The sequence below is a fragment of the Pseudomonas sp. CH61 genome, assembly GCF_059429415.1.
Window position 1 is genome coordinate 1029693 of record NZ_CM182098.1, and the last position, 15408, is coordinate 1045100.

The 15408-nt window shown below is 61.3% G+C and carries 19 protein-coding genes; 17 read left to right on the forward strand and 2 right to left on the reverse strand.

Annotated features, from left to right (window positions below; translation table 11 throughout):
- The first annotated feature begins 4 nt into the window (after positions 1–4).
- From AC5SEM_RS04650 to AC5SEM_RS04680, 7 genes are all read left to right on the forward strand, one after another.
- On the forward strand, positions 5–1153 hold the full coding sequence (locus tag AC5SEM_RS04650; RefSeq protein WP_495472274.1) for a protein-glutamate methylesterase/protein-glutamine glutaminase: 1149 nt from the start codon (positions 5–7) through the stop codon (positions 1151–1153).
- Complete coding sequence (locus AC5SEM_RS04655) at positions 1153–1893, forward strand: flagellar motor protein (protein WP_016987476.1); 741 nt, start codon at positions 1153–1155, stop codon at positions 1891–1893. The genes AC5SEM_RS04650 and AC5SEM_RS04655 overlap by 1 nt, the downstream gene beginning before the upstream one ends.
- Before the next feature lie 12 nt (positions 1894–1905).
- Entirely contained in the window at positions 1906–2796 is an 891-nt protein-coding gene (gene motD / locus AC5SEM_RS04660) for a flagellar motor protein MotD (protein ID WP_495472275.1), read from the forward strand.
- A 43-nt stretch (positions 2797–2839) separates the two neighbouring features.
- Positions 2840–3628, forward strand: a complete 789-nt coding sequence (locus AC5SEM_RS04665; RefSeq protein ID WP_008077691.1) for a ParA family protein — start codon at positions 2840–2842, stop codon at positions 3626–3628.
- A gap of 105 nt (positions 3629–3733) precedes the next feature.
- Positions 3734–4699: a CheW domain-containing protein gene (locus AC5SEM_RS04670; protein ID WP_137219124.1), complete on the forward strand. Its 966-nt coding sequence runs from the start codon at positions 3734–3736 to the stop codon at positions 4697–4699.
- Between the two features lie 90 nt (positions 4700–4789).
- Positions 4790–5275, forward strand: coding sequence for a chemotaxis protein CheW (locus AC5SEM_RS04675; protein WP_007919980.1), 486 nt, complete (start codon positions 4790–4792; stop codon positions 5273–5275).
- Entirely contained in the window at positions 5276–5668 is a 393-nt protein-coding gene (locus AC5SEM_RS04680; RefSeq protein ID WP_102900473.1) for a DUF2802 domain-containing protein, read from the forward strand.
- Between the two features lie 123 nt (positions 5669–5791).
- Here AC5SEM_RS04680 and AC5SEM_RS04685 read toward each other — a convergent pair whose 3' ends face one another.
- Both AC5SEM_RS04685 and fliK read right to left on the reverse strand, forming a co-directional pair.
- Positions 5792–6121 (reverse strand): EscU/YscU/HrcU family type III secretion system export apparatus switch protein, encoded by a 330-nt coding sequence (locus AC5SEM_RS04685; RefSeq protein ID WP_495472276.1) that lies wholly within the window; start codon positions 6119–6121, stop codon positions 5792–5794.
- Positions 6118–7692 carry a flagellar hook-length control protein FliK gene (gene fliK / locus AC5SEM_RS04690; RefSeq protein WP_495472277.1) on the reverse strand — a complete coding sequence of 525 codons (1575 nt, stop codon included), beginning with the start codon at positions 7690–7692 and terminating at the stop codon, positions 6118–6120. The genes AC5SEM_RS04685 and fliK overlap by 4 nt, the downstream gene beginning before the upstream one ends.
- Before the next feature lie 197 nt (positions 7693–7889).
- Between fliK and ccmA the strand changes: the two genes are divergently transcribed.
- The 10 genes from ccmA to AC5SEM_RS04740 all read left to right on the forward strand — a co-directional run bounded on the left by ccmA (position 7890) and on the right by AC5SEM_RS04740 (position 15270).
- The gene (ccmA, locus tag AC5SEM_RS04695; protein WP_016987486.1) at positions 7890–8525 is read left to right on the forward strand and encodes a cytochrome c biogenesis heme-transporting ATPase CcmA; all 636 of its coding nucleotides are present in this window, start codon (positions 7890–7892) and stop codon (positions 8523–8525) included.
- Positions 8522–9190 (forward strand): heme exporter protein CcmB, encoded by a 669-nt coding sequence (gene ccmB, locus AC5SEM_RS04700; protein WP_103306830.1) that lies wholly within the window; start codon positions 8522–8524, stop codon positions 9188–9190. The genes ccmA and ccmB overlap by 4 nt, the downstream gene beginning before the upstream one ends.
- Positions 9191–9268: 78 nt before the next feature.
- Positions 9269–10024: a heme ABC transporter permease gene (locus AC5SEM_RS04705; RefSeq protein WP_016987487.1), complete on the forward strand. Its 756-nt coding sequence runs from the start codon at positions 9269–9271 to the stop codon at positions 10022–10024.
- Positions 10021–10197 (forward strand): heme exporter protein CcmD, encoded by a 177-nt coding sequence (ccmD, locus tag AC5SEM_RS04710; RefSeq protein ID WP_003222944.1) that lies wholly within the window; start codon positions 10021–10023, stop codon positions 10195–10197. The genes AC5SEM_RS04705 and ccmD overlap by 4 nt, the downstream gene beginning before the upstream one ends.
- Positions 10194–10649 carry a cytochrome c maturation protein CcmE gene (gene ccmE, locus AC5SEM_RS04715; protein WP_034151526.1) on the forward strand — a complete coding sequence of 152 codons (456 nt, stop codon included), beginning with the start codon at positions 10194–10196 and terminating at the stop codon, positions 10647–10649. Before ccmD ends, ccmE begins: the two co-directional genes overlap by 4 nt.
- Before the next feature lie 3 nt (positions 10650–10652).
- Complete coding sequence (locus AC5SEM_RS04720) at positions 10653–12641, forward strand: heme lyase CcmF/NrfE family subunit (RefSeq protein ID WP_495472278.1); 1989 nt, start codon at positions 10653–10655, stop codon at positions 12639–12641.
- The gene (locus AC5SEM_RS04725; RefSeq protein WP_495472279.1) at positions 12638–13174 is read left to right on the forward strand and encodes a DsbE family thiol:disulfide interchange protein; all 537 of its coding nucleotides are present in this window, start codon (positions 12638–12640) and stop codon (positions 13172–13174) included. The genes AC5SEM_RS04720 and AC5SEM_RS04725 overlap by 4 nt, the downstream gene beginning before the upstream one ends.
- The gene (locus AC5SEM_RS04730; protein WP_137219128.1) at positions 13171–13641 is read left to right on the forward strand and encodes a cytochrome c-type biogenesis protein; all 471 of its coding nucleotides are present in this window, start codon (positions 13171–13173) and stop codon (positions 13639–13641) included. Before AC5SEM_RS04725 ends, AC5SEM_RS04730 begins: the two co-directional genes overlap by 4 nt.
- Positions 13638–14840: a c-type cytochrome biogenesis protein CcmI gene (ccmI, locus tag AC5SEM_RS04735; protein ID WP_495472280.1), complete on the forward strand. Its 1203-nt coding sequence runs from the start codon at positions 13638–13640 to the stop codon at positions 14838–14840. The genes AC5SEM_RS04730 and ccmI overlap by 4 nt, the downstream gene beginning before the upstream one ends.
- 25 nt (positions 14841–14865) lie before the next feature.
- Positions 14866–15270, forward strand: coding sequence for a hypothetical protein (locus AC5SEM_RS04740; protein WP_016987493.1), 405 nt, complete (start codon positions 14866–14868; stop codon positions 15268–15270).
- Positions 15271–15408: the final 138 nt, after the last annotated feature.

The following is a 15408-nucleotide window of genomic DNA, read 5'->3' on the forward strand; positions in this document are numbered from 1 at the left end:
GTTTATGGCAGTCAAAGTCCTGGTGGTGGACGATTCGGGTTTTTTCCGCCGCCGCGTCTCGGAAATTCTTTCAGCGGATCCGAGCATTCAGGTGGTCGGCACCGCTACCAACGGTAAAGAGGCGATCGATCAGGCCCTGGCACTCAAGCCGGACGTGATCACCATGGACTACGAGATGCCGATGATGGACGGCATCACGGCAGTGCGGCACATCATGCAGCGCTGCCCGACCCCGGTGTTGATGTTCTCTTCGCTGACCCACGAAGGCGCCCGGGTGACCCTCGATGCGCTGGACGCCGGCGCGGTGGATTTCCTGCCGAAGAATTTCGAAGACATCTCGCGCAACCCGGAGAAGGTCAAGCAGTTGCTGTGCGAAAAGGTCCATAGCATTTCGCGCAGTAATCGTCGTTTCAGTGCTTATAGCGCGCCGGCTCCAGCCGCAGCGCCAACGCCTGCACCGGCTTCGGCGCCATCCAGCTTCAGCAGCCACAGCACCAGCGCACCGGCACGTCCGGCACCCGCGCCTGTGCATGCACCTGCTCCAAGCCGTGCTCCGGCTGCCAGCGCGTCGTCGCCGGCACCGAAACGCAAAGCCTACAAACTGGTTGCCATTGGTACCTCGACGGGCGGCCCGGTTGCCTTGCAGCGCGTGCTGACTCAGTTGCCAGCGAACTTTCCGGCGCCGATCGTGCTGATCCAGCACATGCCGGCAGCGTTCACCAAGGCGTTTGCCGAGCGTCTCGACAAGCTCTGCCGCATCAGCGTCAAGGAAGCCGAGGATGGCGACATCCTGCGTCCGGGCCTGGCGTTGCTCGCACCGGGTGGCAAGCAAATGATGATCGATGGCCGTGGCGCGGTGAAAATCCTCCCGGGCGACGAGCGTCTGAATTACAAGCCGTGCGTGGACATCACCTTCGGTTCGGCGGCGAAATCCTACGGCGACAAAGTTCTGGCGGTGGTGTTGACCGGCATGGGCGCCGACGGCCGTGAAGGCGCGCGTCTGCTCAAGCAGGGCGGTAGCGCCGTGTGGGCGCAAGACGAAGCCAGCTGCGTGATCTACGGCATGCCGATGGCCATCGTTAAAGCCGACCTCGCCGACGCGGTGTACAGCCTCGACGACATCGGCAAGCACATTGTCGAGGCGTGTATCTGATGGATGTTTTAAGCCTTATCGGGATCATCATGGCGTTCGTCGCCATCATCGGCGGTAACTACCTTGAAGGTGGTCACCTCGGTGCGCTGGCCAACGGCCCGGCGGCATTGATCGTACTGGGCGGCACCATCGGTGCCGCACTGCTGCAATCGCCGATGAGCGCGTTCAAACGCGCCATGCAGATCCTTGCCTGGATTCTGTTTCCGCCACGGGTCGATCTGGCCGGTGGCATCGATCGCGTCGTCAACTGGAGCCTCACCGCACGCAAGGAAGGCCTGCTGGGTCTGGAAGGCGTGGCGGATGCCGAACCCGACAATTACTCGCGCAAAGGCCTGCAACTGCTGGTCGACGGTGCCGAGCCGGAAGCGATCCGCAGCATCCTCGAAGTGGATTTCTACACTCAGGAAGCGCGCGATATCGAAGCGGCGAAAGTCTTTGAAAGCATGGGCGGCTACGCGCCGACCATCGGCATCATCGGTGCGGTAATGGGCCTGATCCACGTGATGGGCAACCTGGCTGATCCGACGCAGTTGGGCAGCGGTATCGCCGTAGCCTTCGTCGCGACCATTTACGGCGTGGCCAGTGCCAACCTGGTGTTGCTGCCGATCGCCGCCAAGCTGAAGTCAATCGCGTTGCGGCAGTCGCGTTATCGCGAAATGTTGTTGGAAGGGATCCTGTCGATCGCCGAAGGTGAAAACCCTCGCTCCATTGAGTTGAAGCTGCAAGGCTTCATGGATTAAGGGAATAACCTCATGGCCCGTCGTCGCCACCAGGAAGAGCATGTAAACCACGAACGCTGGCTGGTTTCCTACGCTGACTTCATCACGTTGCTGTTCGCGTTCTTCGTGGTCATGTACTCGATTTCGTCGATCAACGAAGGCAAGTACAAGGAGATTTCCGAAGCGCTGGTCGGGGTCTTCAAGGACTCCGACCGCGCGCTCAAACCGATCCCGATCGGCGACGAGCGACCGAAAACCGTGACCCCGGCCAAACCGCTGGTCAAGGACGCCGAGCAGATCGACGCCGGTATCGCCGGCGCCAGCGATCCGCTGAAAAGCATCGCCGATGACATCAGCGCCGCGTTCGGTGACCTGATCAGTTCCAACCAGATGACTTTGCGCGGCAACGAGCTGTGGGTCGAGATCGAACTCAACTCCAGCCTGCTGTTTGGCAGTGGCGACGCCATGCCGAGTGACATTGCGTTCAACATCATCGACAAGGTTGCAGCGATTCTGAAACCGTTCGACAACCCGATTCACGTCGAAGGCTTCACCGACGACCAACCGATCCGCACCGCGCAGTACCCGACCAACTGGGAACTGTCTTCGGCGCGTTCGGCGAGCATCGTGCGCATGCTGGCCATGCAGGGCGTAAACCCTGGCCGATTGGCATCGGTGGGTTACGGCGAGTTTCAACCGGTGGCCAACAACGCTACCGCTGAAGGCCGGGGGAAAAATCGCCGGGTGGTTCTGGTGGTCTCGCGCAATCTCGATGTACGTCGCAGCCTCACGGGCACCGGAACCGCCAATGCGCAACCGGACGCTGCATTGAAGCGGGCTGGCACACAAACTGCACCGACCCCGGTCAAGACGCCGGGACGCGAGAGTGCCGTCAATTCTCCGTCACCCGCATTAACACGCTGAGCTATGTCTCGGTCGAGCATATCGGCCGGGAGGAACGAACTGAATGAGAGTCTGGGCAGTCGCCAATCAAAAGGGTGGTGTCGGTAAAACCACATCTTCCATCGCTTTAGCCGGATTGCTGGCCGAGGCGGGCAAGCGCGTGGTCGTGGTCGATCTCGACCCGCACGGCTCGATGACCAGCTATTTCGGCTACGATCCCGACAGCCTGGAACACAGCAACTACGATCTGTTTCTGCACAAGGGCAGCGTGCCGCAAGGCCTGCCGGGGCAGTTGCTGTTGTCGACCAGTGACGAACGCATTTCCCTGCTGCCATCGAGTACCGCGCTGGCAACCCTTGAGCGGCAGTCGCCGGGGCAGAGTGGCTTGGGTCTGGTAATCGCCAAGAGTCTGGCGCAGTTGTGGCAGGACTTCGATTACGCGGTGATCGACAGCCCGCCGTTGCTCGGCGTGCTGATGGTCAACGCCCTCGCGGCGAGCCAGCAACTGGTGATCCCGGTGCAGACCGAACACCTGGCCGTCAAAGGTCTGGAGCGTATGGTCAACACCCTGGCGATGATCAACCGCTCACGCAAACAGGCGCTGCCGTTCAGCATCGTGCCGACCCTGTTCGATCGCCGCACACAAGCATCGATGCATACCTTGCGCGTGCTGCGTGACAAATTTCCCGACGAGATCTGGCAGGGTTACATCCCGGTCGATACCCGTCTGCGCGACGCCAGCCGAGCCGGTGTCACGCCTTCGCAATTCGACGGCAAGAGCCGTGGCGTGCTGGCCTATCGCGCGCTGCTCAAGCACCTGTTGGCGCAACAACTTGTTCCGCAGGTGGCTTGAGATGAACCTGTCCCGATCACGCCTGCCTGACTTGCACAAATCCTGTGGGAGCGAGCCTGCTCGCGAAGCAGGCGACGCGGTTTCCCTGTCCGGCGCTGTTGACCGATGAACCGCCCAGTCAAGCTCACATCGCGTCCGCAATTGGCGCTGCAGTCTTATCTGGATAATTTGCTGCTGGAAATGCCTGAAGAGCTGCCGCCGGTCATTGAGGCGCAGCCTGAAGTTGTGGAAAGCAGCGAGGCGCTTGACGAGTTCCAGGCTGCGGTGCTGGAAGAGCAGGCGCGTGATGCGCAGAAGGCTGCCCGGCCTGCTGCGCCGGTTGCCGCGCCTGCCGCCGCAGCGGTGACCAAGGCACCGCTGGCATTGATCGAAGAAGCCGAGCCGGTTCGCGCATCGGTGTCGACACTGGCACCGCTGCTGCAAACCCAATTGCTGAAAACCGCGCCGGAACCGGCCGTGGTCGAACCGGCTCCAGCACCTGCTCCAGTTGCACCCGCACCCGTCGAGCAGACGCTGGTGCCGCCATTGGTCGAAGTGCATCTGCCGCCGAACAACACGCCGCCACCGGTGGAAACCGATGGTCGCCCGGCCTGGGCCTCGGAAGCCTTCGAATGCCTGCTGTTCGATGTCGCTGGCCTGACGCTGGCGGTGCCGCTGGTGTGCCTCGGCTCGATCTATTCGCTGGCCGGCCACGAGCTGACGCCGTTGTTCGGTCAACCGGAATGGTTCCTCGGGATCCTGCCGAGCCAGGCCGGCAACCTGAAAGTCTTGGACACCGCGCGCTGGGTCATGCCGGATCGCTATCGCGATGACTTCCGTCAGGGCTTGCAGTACGTGATTTCGGTACAAGGTTACGAGTGGGGCCTGGCGGTGCATCAGGTCAGCCGCTCGTTGCGTCTGGACCCGAATGAAATCAAATGGAGAAGTCACCGGGGTCAGCGGCCATGGCTCGCCGGCACCGTGATTGAGCACATGTGTGCATTGCTTGACGTTTCCGCACTGGCCGAGTTGATCGCCAGCGGTGGGGCAAAGCACCTCAGCGGCCACAAGCCGCTACATAAACCGACATAGCAGCCGACATAACAATCAGGCGACGGCATTGTTGAATGCCGCCACACAGAACACACACCGCCCAGAGCGGTTTTTTCGAGGGGTCAGGGTATGAGTAGTCAGGCGACGAATGCAAAAGGTTCTGAAGATCCGATCCTGCAATGGGTAACCTTCAAACTGGACAACGAAACCTACGGCATCAACGTGATGCGCGTTCAGGAAGTGCTGCGCTACACCGAGATCGCTCCGGTGCCGGGCGCGCCAAGCTACGTGCTGGGTATCATCAACCTGCGCGGTAACGTGGTCACCGTGATCGACACCCGTCAGCGCTTCGGCCTGAACAGCGGCGAGATCAGCGACAACACCCGTATCGTCATCATCGAAGCCGACAAGCAAGTCGTCGGCATCATGGTCGACAGCGTGGCCGAAGTGGTTTACCTGCGTCAGTCGGAAATCGAGACGGCGCCGAATGTCGGCAACGAAGAGTCGGCCAAGTTCATCCAGGGCGTGTGCAACAAGAACAACGAGTTGCTGATCCTGGTCGAGCTGGACAAGATGATGAGCGAAGAAGAATGGTCGGACCTGGAGAATATCTGATTGATTCTCGAGGTCGCGGTCATTGTCCTGTTCCTCTTCTGGGCAGGCACGCTGGCAATGTTTGTGTCGTACATCAAGGCGCAGCGGGTAATCGCTGCGCAACAGGCTCAGGGCGATGCGCTGCGTGATCAGCGCATCAAGGACCTGGCCAAGCGTGTCGACGATTACCAGAACGGCAACGTGCGCATGGGCGAAGCCCTGCACGAGCTGCGCGCGGTAGTCAGTCCGTTGCCGGACAAAATCGTTCAGTTGGAACAGCGCGACCCGTCGAGCCTGTCATTCGCCCAAGCGGCGAAACTGGTGGGGATGGGCGCAAGCGTCGATGAACTGACTCAGTCCTGCGGGTTGACCCAGGCTGAGGCGGAGTTGATGCGCAAACTTCACAAGAACTGATTGTCGTACCGGGATCGTTCCTACGCTCTGCGTGGGAATGCATCTTGGGACGCTCCGCGTTCCGCCTGTGAAATGTGACGCAGAGCGTCACGGGCGGCATTCCCACGCAGAGCGTGGGAACGATCAGTAATCATCCCCGCGATCGGTGACGTCCCTCTCGACCATCGGCGCATTCGGATCCTGTCCCTCGGGAAATTTTCCCTTCAGATTCCACGCAAACGCGATGATTTCGGCGATGGTGCGATACAGCTCCTCGGGAATACTGTCGCCCAATTCCATCCGCGCCAACAGCCGCACCAATTCGGCATTTTCGTAAATCGGCACTTCGCAATCGCGAGCGATGCGCAGGATTTCTTCGGCCAGTTCGTCATCACCTTTGGCGGTGAGGGTCGGGGCGTGGTTGCCGTCGTATTTGAGCGCGATGGCCTGGCGTGGGGCAGTGGAATCGTTCATGCGGTTTCGTCGACCCAGCGGTGTTCGAGACGGGTTTGGTTGCCCTGCGGCGGGGTGCCGAGGTGGCAGTCGATGTCGCCGACGTTGAGCCCGCGATCAAGGAGGCGCTGGCGCAGGGCGAACAGGTTGTTTTCGATCAGGTCTGCGGTGTACGGCCGTTCGGCCCACAGTTGGCTGGACAGGCTGCCAGCGATCAACTGCGCCTGAATCTGCATCGGCCCGAGCGGCTCCATGTCGAATGCCAGATCGACGCGCCACAGTTGCTGTTTGGGCTCGCGCTCATCACGACGTTCGTTCGGTTGCGGCTCTCGCTCCGGCGCCTCTTCACGCTGGAACTTGACCTGCAACGGCACGATGTCCTGCAGGTTGCGCATGGGGATTTCCAGTTGCCAGGTGCTGAGCAGGCGTCCGTCGTCGGTGACGCCGGTCTGTTCCAGGCTCGACAGTTGATGGCTTTGCAGACGCGAAACGGCGGCAGCAGCGAGGCGCAACAACTGTTCCAGATCGCCTTCGCCGTCCAGGCTTTGCAGCAGGCGGTCGGGCAGCGGGAAGCTGCTCGGTACCGGTTTCGCGCTGACCTGGCCGAGCATGCCGAGGGCGTTGCGGACGAAACTCGGCAGCGCTTGCGCCAGGGTGTTGGCGGCGATGATCGCGTTGAAACTGGTGCTGCTCGGCAGGCCCGGGGTCAGTTGCGCGATCAGCTTGAGCAGGTCGGCTTTCATGTCCGGAGCCAGCGTCGGGTTCTGGCCGGTCAACAGTTTGGCTTCGAGGAACGCGCCGCTGTTGGCCAGCGCCAGTGCCACGCCCTTGGCGGTGCTCAGTTGTTGCACGTCCGGCAGGCTGGCGAGCAGTTTGTCGACCACGGCGCGCAAATCCTGCGATGTCTGATCGCTATCGCTCGGCAGATTTTGCAACGCGTTCAGTAACCCCGTCAGGGACGCCTGACGACTTTGCTGGCCAACCAGTTGCTGACTCACGGCGAGTTGTTCCTGGCGGCTGCTCATCGGCAGGAACTTGAGGGTTTGAGCGTCTTCCACCAGCGCCGAAAGCAGGGTGCCGATGCGTAGTGGCTGCGGGCTGTCGATGGTCAGTGTGCTGCCGCTCTGTGCGGTGTTGAGCAGAGTGACCAACGAACGGAATACCGCCGCTTGCCCGGGCGTCTGCGGCAGCGCCTGCGAGGTCAGCACCTTGCCTTGCAGCAGCGTGCCGACCGGCAATTGTGCGGTGTCGATGCGGGTGAGGGCGGCGACGCTGCTGGCGATGGCCTGCTGCACGGTAATCGCCAGATTGCCCGCCGATGGCTGAGTGATCGCCAGGCTGGTGCCTTGCGGCAGCGGCAGATTGCTGGTCGCCTGCACGGTGGTCTGGCGGCCGCCATCGACGGTCACCTTGAGCAATAACTGAAAAGTCTGATCCGCTTGTTTGAGCGACAACACCTCGGCTTTGGCGCTTTGCCCGGCGCCGATCAGGCCTTCGACCGGGGTCAGCAGCTTGAGCAGCTCACCGACCTGCGGGCGAACGGTCGCCGGGGTGGTGGGCGGGAGCGGGAGGATGTTCATTTCGCCTGTCATACGCGGACACAACCTGAGGAAAATGCACTCTTGAGAGTAAGGCACGGCATGTATAATGCCGCCCGTCTTGCGCTTCGTTCAAAAAACATAGCAATTGTTTGACCCAGCTCTCTAGATCGAGCCGTCAATGCATCTATGCTGCATCTCTTTAACGGCCGCGCCAGAGCCGACTTGAACCGTATAAGGCCCGTGATCCCTTGACCAGTCCTGTCCTGCAAACCGTTGCCCTCGCGTGTGAACGTGATCTGCGGCTGCTCTTCGAAAATCTCGAATTGAGACTGGCCAGTGGCGATATGGTGCAGATCAGCGGCCCCAACGGCAGCGGTAAAACCAGCCTTTTACGCCTGTTGTCCGGTTTGATGCAGCCGACCGCCGGGCAAGTCCTGCTCAATGGCCAGCCGCTGACCGAACAACGCAGCGAACTCGCCCGCAACCTGCTGTGGATCGGCCACGCCGCCGGGATCAAGGATTTGCTGACCCCGGAAGAAAACCTCTCCTGGCTCTGCGCCTTGCATCATCCCGCCGAACGCGAGGCCATCTGGCAAGCGCTGGCAGCTGTAGGATTGCGCGGTTTCGAAGATGTTCCCTGCCATAGTCTGTCCGCCGGTCAGCAACGCCGTGTGGCGCTGGCGAGGTTGTATCTCGACAGCCCGCCGCTGTGGATTCTCGATGAGCCGTTTACCGCGCTGGACAAGCAGGGCGTAGCGCAGCTCGAAGAACACCTGGCCGGGCACTGCGAACGCGGCGGTCTGGTGGTGTTGACCACGCACCACACGCTGAGCCGGATGCCGGCCGGTTATCGCGACATCGATCTGGGGAACTGGGCAGTATGAGTGTGTTTGGCCTGCTGGTTGCCCGTGAATCCCGACTGCTGTTTCGCCGCCCGGCGGAGCTGGCCAATCCGCTGATTTTCTTCGCCATCGTCATCGCTTTGTTCCCGCTGGCCGTCGGCCCGGAAACTCAGGTGTTGCAAAACCTGTCCCCCGGGTTAGTCTGGGTGGCGGCGCTTTTGTCGGTCCTGCTCTCGTTGGACGGGCTGTTCCGCAGTGATTTCGAAGATGGCTCGCTGGAGCAGTGGGTCCTTTCGTCGCACCCGCTGCCACTTCTGGTCTTGGCCAAGGTACTGGCACACTGGCTTTTCTCCGGTCTGGCACTGGTTCTGCTCTCACCGCTGCTGGCGTTGATGCTCGGTTTGCCTACCGCCTGTCTGCCGGTTTTGCTGCTTTCGTTACTGCTGGGAACACCGGTGCTGAGCTTGCTCGGCGCGGTGGGCGCGGCGCTGACGGTCGGTTTGAAGCGTGGCGGCCTGTTGCTGGCGCTGCTGATTCTGCCGTTGTACATCCCGGTGTTGATCCTCGGCAGTGGCGCCTTGCAGGCCGCCTTGCAAGGCATGCCGGCGACCGGGTATCTGCTGTGGCTGGGTAGCCTGACCGCCCTGGCGATCACCCTGACACCTTTTGCAATAGCTGCTGGCCTGAAGATCAGCGTCGGCGAATAATGAGGTCTGGTTAAAATTTAACCAGCAAAGACCCTGAGACTGCTCACACCGATGAGCGGCACCCGTGATGGAAACAGTATGAACTGGACCTGGTTTCACAAGCTCGGCTCGCCCAAGTGGTTCTACGGCATCAGCAGCAAGTTCTTGCCCTGGCTGAGCATCGCAGCGTTGCTGCTGATTGGCGTCGGCGTGGTTTGGGGCCTGGCCTTCGCGCCGCCGGATTATCAGCAAGGCAACAGCTTTCGCATCATCTATATTCACGTGCCTGCCGCGATGCTCGCTCAGTCGATCTACGTGATGCTGGCGGTGTGCGGTGTGGTCGGGCTGGTGTGGAAGATGAAACTGGCCGACGTCGCTCTGCAATGCGCCGCTCCGATTGGCGCGTGGATGACCGCTGTAGCGCTGGTCACCGGGGCGATCTGGGGCAAACCGACCTGGGGCTCGTGGTGGGTCTGGGACGCGCGCCTGACCTCGATGCTGATTCTGCTGTTTCTGTATTTCGGTGTGATCGCGCTGGGCAATGCCATCAGCAACCGCGACAGCGCCGCCAAGGCCTGCGCGGTGCTGGCCATCGTTGGTGTGATCAACATCCCGATCATCAAATACTCGGTGGAGTGGTGGAACACTCTCCACCAGGGCGCGACCTTCACCCTCACCGAAAAACCCGCGATGCCGGCGGAAATGTGGCTGCCACTGCTGCTGACGGTGCTGGGTTTCTACTGTTTCTTCGGCGCCGTGCTGTTGCTGCGCATGCGTCTTGAAGTGCTCAAGCGTGAAGCCCGCGCCAGTTGGGTGAAAGAAGAAGTGCAGCACAGTCTGGAGGCCGCTCGATGAGTTTTGCTTCATTCGGCGACTTCCTCGCCATGGGCCATCATGGCCTGTATGTCTGGTCGGCCTACGGCATCTGTCTGGCGGTGCTGATCCTCAACGTGGTGGCGCCGATCGCGGCCCGCAAGCGCTATCTGCAACAAGAGGCGCGTCGTCTGCGCCGGGAGAACGGCAAGTGAATCCGCTGCGCAAGAAACGTCTGATCATCATTCTGGCCATTCTGGTCGGGGTCGGCGCTGCCGTCGGCCTGGCCCTCAGCGCCCTGCAGCAGAACATCAATCTGTTCTACACACCGACCCAGATCGCCAATGGCGAGGCGCCGCAAGACACGCGCATCCGCGCCGGCGGCATGGTCGAGAAGGGTTCGCTGCAACGCTCGCCGGATTCCCTCGACGTCAAATTCGTCGTCACCGACTTCAATAAATCCGTGACCATCGCCTATCGCGGCATCCTCCCGGATCTGTTCCGCGAAGGGCAGGGCATCGTCGCCCTCGGCAAGCTCAACGCTGACGGCGTGGTGGTGGCCGATGAGGTGCTGGCCAAGCACGACGAGAAGTACATGCCGCCGGAAGTGACCAAAGCCTTGAAAGACAGTGGTCAATCCGCCCCAACGCCTGCGAAGGAGGGTTGATCGATGACCTCGGCGATTTTTATTCCTGAGTTGGGCCACCTGGCGATGATTCTGGCGCTGTGTTTTGCGCTGGTGCAGGCCGTGGTGCCATTGGTCGGTGCCTGGCGCGGCGACCGTTTCTGGATGAGTCTGGCCCAGCCAGCGGCGTGGGGGCAGTTTGCTTTTCTGCTGTTCGCGTTCGGCATTTTGACCTACGCGTTCATGACCGATGACTTCTCCGTCGCCTATGTCGCGAACAACTCCAACACCGCGTTGCCGTGGTATTACAAATTCAGCGCGGTGTGGGGTGCCCACGAAGGGTCGTTGCTGCTGTGGGCGCTGATTCTCGGTGGCTGGACCTTCGCGGTGTCGGTGTTCTCCCGGCAGTTGCCGCAGGTGATGCTCGCCCGCGTGCTGGCGGTGATGGGCATGATCAGCACCGGTTTCCTGCTGTTTCTGATCCTCACGTCCAACCCGTTCAAACGCATCCTGCCGCAAATACCGAGCAATGGCGCCGACTTGAACCCGTTGTTGCAAGACATCGGCCTGATCGTTCACCCGCCGATGTTGTACATGGGCTACGTCGGCTTTTCGGTGGCGTTCGCCTTCGCCATTGCCGCGTTGATGGGCGGTCGCCTCGATGCTGCGTGGGCGCGCTGGTCGCGTCCATGGACGATCGTCGCCTGGGCCTTCCTCGGCATCGGCATCACCCTTGGTTCGTGGTGGGCGTACTACGAACTCGGCTGGGGCGGCTGGTGGTTCTGGGACCCGGTGGAAAACGCTTCCTTCATGCCTTGGCTGGTCGGCACCGCGCTGATTCACTCGCTGGCAGTCACGGAAAAACGTGGCGTGTTCAAGAGCTGGACGGTGTTGCTGGCGATTGCCGCGTTCTCGCTGAGCCTGCTCGGTACGTTCCTCGTGCGCTCCGGCGTACTGACTTCGGTGCACGCGTTTGCCTCTGATCCTGAGCGCGGCGTGTTCATTCTGATCTTTCTGCTGTTTGTGGTCGGTGGCTCGCTGACGTTGTTCGCCCTGCGTGCACCGGTCGTGAAAAGTCAGGTCGGCTTCAACCTGTGGTCGCGGGAAACCCTGCTGCTGGGCAACAACCTGGTGCTGGTGGTGGCGGCGTCGATGATTCTGCTCGGCACGCTGTACCCGCTGATTCTCGATGCCCTGAGTGGCGCGAAGATGTCGGTCGGCCCGCCGTACTTCAACGCGCTGTTCATTCCGTTGATGGCGTTGCTGATGATGGTGATGGCGGTCGGTGTTATCGTCCGTTGGAAAGACACCCCGGTGAAATGGCTGGCCGGCATGCTCACGCCAGTGCTGCTTGGCAGCGTCGCGCTGGCCGTGGTGGCCGGTGTCGCTTACGGCGATTTCAACTGGGCGGTGATCGCGACTTTCCTGCTGGCCGCGTGGGTGTTGCTCGCCGGTGCGCGCGACATCGTCGACAAGACCCGTCACAAAGGCCTGATCAAAGGCCTGCCGACGTTGACCCGCAGCTATTGGGGCATGCAGATCGCCCACCTCGGAATTGCTGTTTGCGCGCTGGGCGTGGTCTTGTCGAGCCAGAACAGTGCCGAACGCGATCTGCGTCTGGCGCCGGGCGAGTCGATGGACCTGGCCGGTTATCACTTCATCTTTGAAGGCGCCAAGCACTTTGAAGGGCCGAACTTCACGTCTGACAAAGGCACCATTCGGGTGATCCGCGACGGCAAGGAAATCAGCGTACTGCACCCGGAAAAACGCCTGTACACCGTGCAAAGCTCGATGATGACTGAAGCCGGTATCGACGCTGGTTTCACCCGTGACCTCTACGTTGCCCTCGGTGAACCGCTGGACAACGGCGCGTGGGCGGTGCGCGTGCACGTCAAACCGTTCGTGCGCTGGATCTGGTTCGGCGGCTTGCTCACTGGTTTTGGTGGATTGCTGGCGGCGCTGGATCGACGTTATCGGGTCAAGGTGAAAGCCAAGGTGCGTGAAGCGCTGGGCATGACGGGAGCGGCGGCATGAGACGTTGGTTGATGCTGGTGCCACTGGCGGTTTTCCTGCTGGTGGCGGTGTTTCTTTATCGCGGTCTGTACCTCGATCCGGCGGAGTTGCCGTCGGCGATGATCAACAAGCCGTTCCCGGAGTTTTCCTTGCCCAATGTGCAGGGCGACAAGAGCCTGACCAAGGCTGACATCCTCGGCAAACCGGCGCTGGTCAACGTCTGGGGCACCTGGTGCATTTCCTGCCGGGTCGAGCATCCGGTGCTGAACAAACTCGCCGAGCGCGGTGTGGTGATCTACGGCATCAACTACAAGGACACCAACGCCGATGCCTTGAAATGGCTGGCCGAATTCCACAATCCGTATGCGCTGGATATTCGTGACGACGAAGGCTCGCTGGGCCTCAACCTCGGGGTTTACGGCGCGCCGGAAACCTTCTTCATCGACGCCAAGGGCATCATCCGCGACAAGTATGTCGGCGTGATCGACGAGCAGGTCTGGCGCGAAAAACTCGCTGCCAAGTATCAGGCGCTGTTCGATGAGGCCAAGCCATGAAGCGTTTTTTAGCCGCTGTGGTGTTGGGCTTGAGTCTGGTCGGTGTGGCCCATGCCGCCATCGACACCTACGAGTTCGCCAAAGAAGGCGACCGTGAGCGTTTCCGCGAACTGACCAAGGAACTGCGCTGCCCCAAGTGCCAGAACCAGGACATCGCCGACTCCAACGCGCCGATTGCTGCTGACCTGCGCAAAGAGATTTTCCGCATGCTCGGTGAGGGTAAGGACAACCAGCAGATCATCGACTTCATGGTCGATCGCTACGGTGATTTCGTCCGCTACAAACCGGCGCTCAATGCCAAAACGGCGTTGCTGTGGTTCGGCCCGGCCGGTCTGTTGCTCGGTGGTGTTGTGGTGATCGCGGTGATCGTCCGCCGTCGTCGCGGCCAGCGCGCCGAGACTCCGCAAGCGCTGTCCACCGAAGAGCGTCAGCGCCTCGACCAACTGTTGGATAAAAACCAAGAATGATTGATTTCTGGCTTGCCGCAGGGCTGTTGCTTCTGGTCGCCCTGAGTTTTCTGCTGATCCCGATTTTGCGTGAACGTCGCGCCCAGCGTGAAGAGGATCGTACTGCCCTGAACGTTGCGCTGTATCAGGAGCGTGTCGCCGAGTTGCAATTGCAACAGGCTGAGGGCGTGCTCGACGCTGCACAAATGGACAGTGGTCGTGCCGAGGCGGCGCGTGAGTTGCTGGCGGATACCGAAGGCGTCAGCGCGCCACGGGTTTCCCGACTGGGTAAACCGTTGCCGCTGTTGGCCGCTGTGCTGGTGCCGGTGTTGGGCCTGGGTCTGTATCTGCATTTCGGCGCTGCCGACAAAGTCGAACTGACCCGCGAATTCGCCCAGGCACCGCAGTCGATGGAAGAAATGACCCAACGTCTGGAACGCGCCGTCGCGGCGCAACCGGATTCTGCCGAAGGCCTGTATTTCCTCGGCCGTACCTACATGGCGCAAGAGCGTCCGGCGGACGCGGCGAAGATGTTCGAACGCGCCGCCAATCTGGCCGGTCGCCAGCCGGAACTGCTCGGCCAGTGGGCCCAGGCGCAGTATTTTGCGGATGGCAAAAAGTGGTCGGCGAAGATTCAGACGCTGACCGACGAAGCACTGAAGGCGGATCCGAAAGAAGTCACCAGCCTCGGTCTGCTCGGCATCGCTGCGTTTGAAGGCGAGCGTTATCAAGAAGCCATCGATTACTGGAACCGTCTGCTCGCTCAACTACCGCCGGAGGACAACTCCCGCGCCGCACTGCAAGGCGGGATCAAGCGTGCCGCCGAACGCCTGGAAGCCAGCGGCGGCAAAGTCGCTCAGGCACCGGTAGCCGCGAAAGCCGCGCTGTTGAAAGTCAGCGTCGATCTGGCCAGCGAACTCAGAAGCAAAGTGCAACCGGGCGACAGCGTGTTCATCTTCGCTCGCGCCACCTCCGGCCCACCGGCACCGCTGGCAGCCAAGCGCCTGACCGTGGCCGATCTGCCAGTGACTGTCGAACTGGGCGATGCCGATGCAATGATGCCGCAGTTGAAACTGTCGAACTTCCCTGAAGTCCAACTGGTTGCGCGCATCTCACGGGCAGGTCAACCGACCGCTGGTGAGTGGGTCGGTCGCAGCGGCCCTCTGGCCAGCAGCACCACTGCGCTCCAAAAACTGACCATCGACAGCCCGGACCAATAGCCGGACACAACAGGAAAGCACCGCCATGCACACCATCGCCCGAATCACAGTCCTCACACTGGCCCTGGGCTTGAGTGCATGTGCGGTGCAACGACCGGAACCGACCACCAACCTGCCGCCGATTCCGCCGTCGCAACCAAGCCCGACCCCATCGACCTCACCAACACCGGGAAAAAGCATCCCGGCGAAACCAGCCAAACCAGTTCCGCGCACCTCGGCCAGCTTCGCACCGCCACCGGGCGGCAACAGCCACTGGGATCAGAAACTCGGCGTCTACGTCCTCGACGACCAGACCAACACCTTCTACCGCCAGCGTACCTACTACCGCTGGAACAACGGCTGGAGCCGGTCCGTCAGCCCGAACGGCCCGTGGGAAGACACCAACATCCACGGCGTGCCGCCGGGGTTGGGTAAGCAGTTCGGGCAGTGAATGAAACGGCGATCTTTGGATCGCCGTTTTGCTGTGTGCCTGTTGGGGTCGCACGGAAATTGCTCAAGGAAATGCTGCGCAAAGCTCAGGGTCTAGCGTTTCAATCACACTCTGTAAAACAACCGGGCGTCGCTTCCA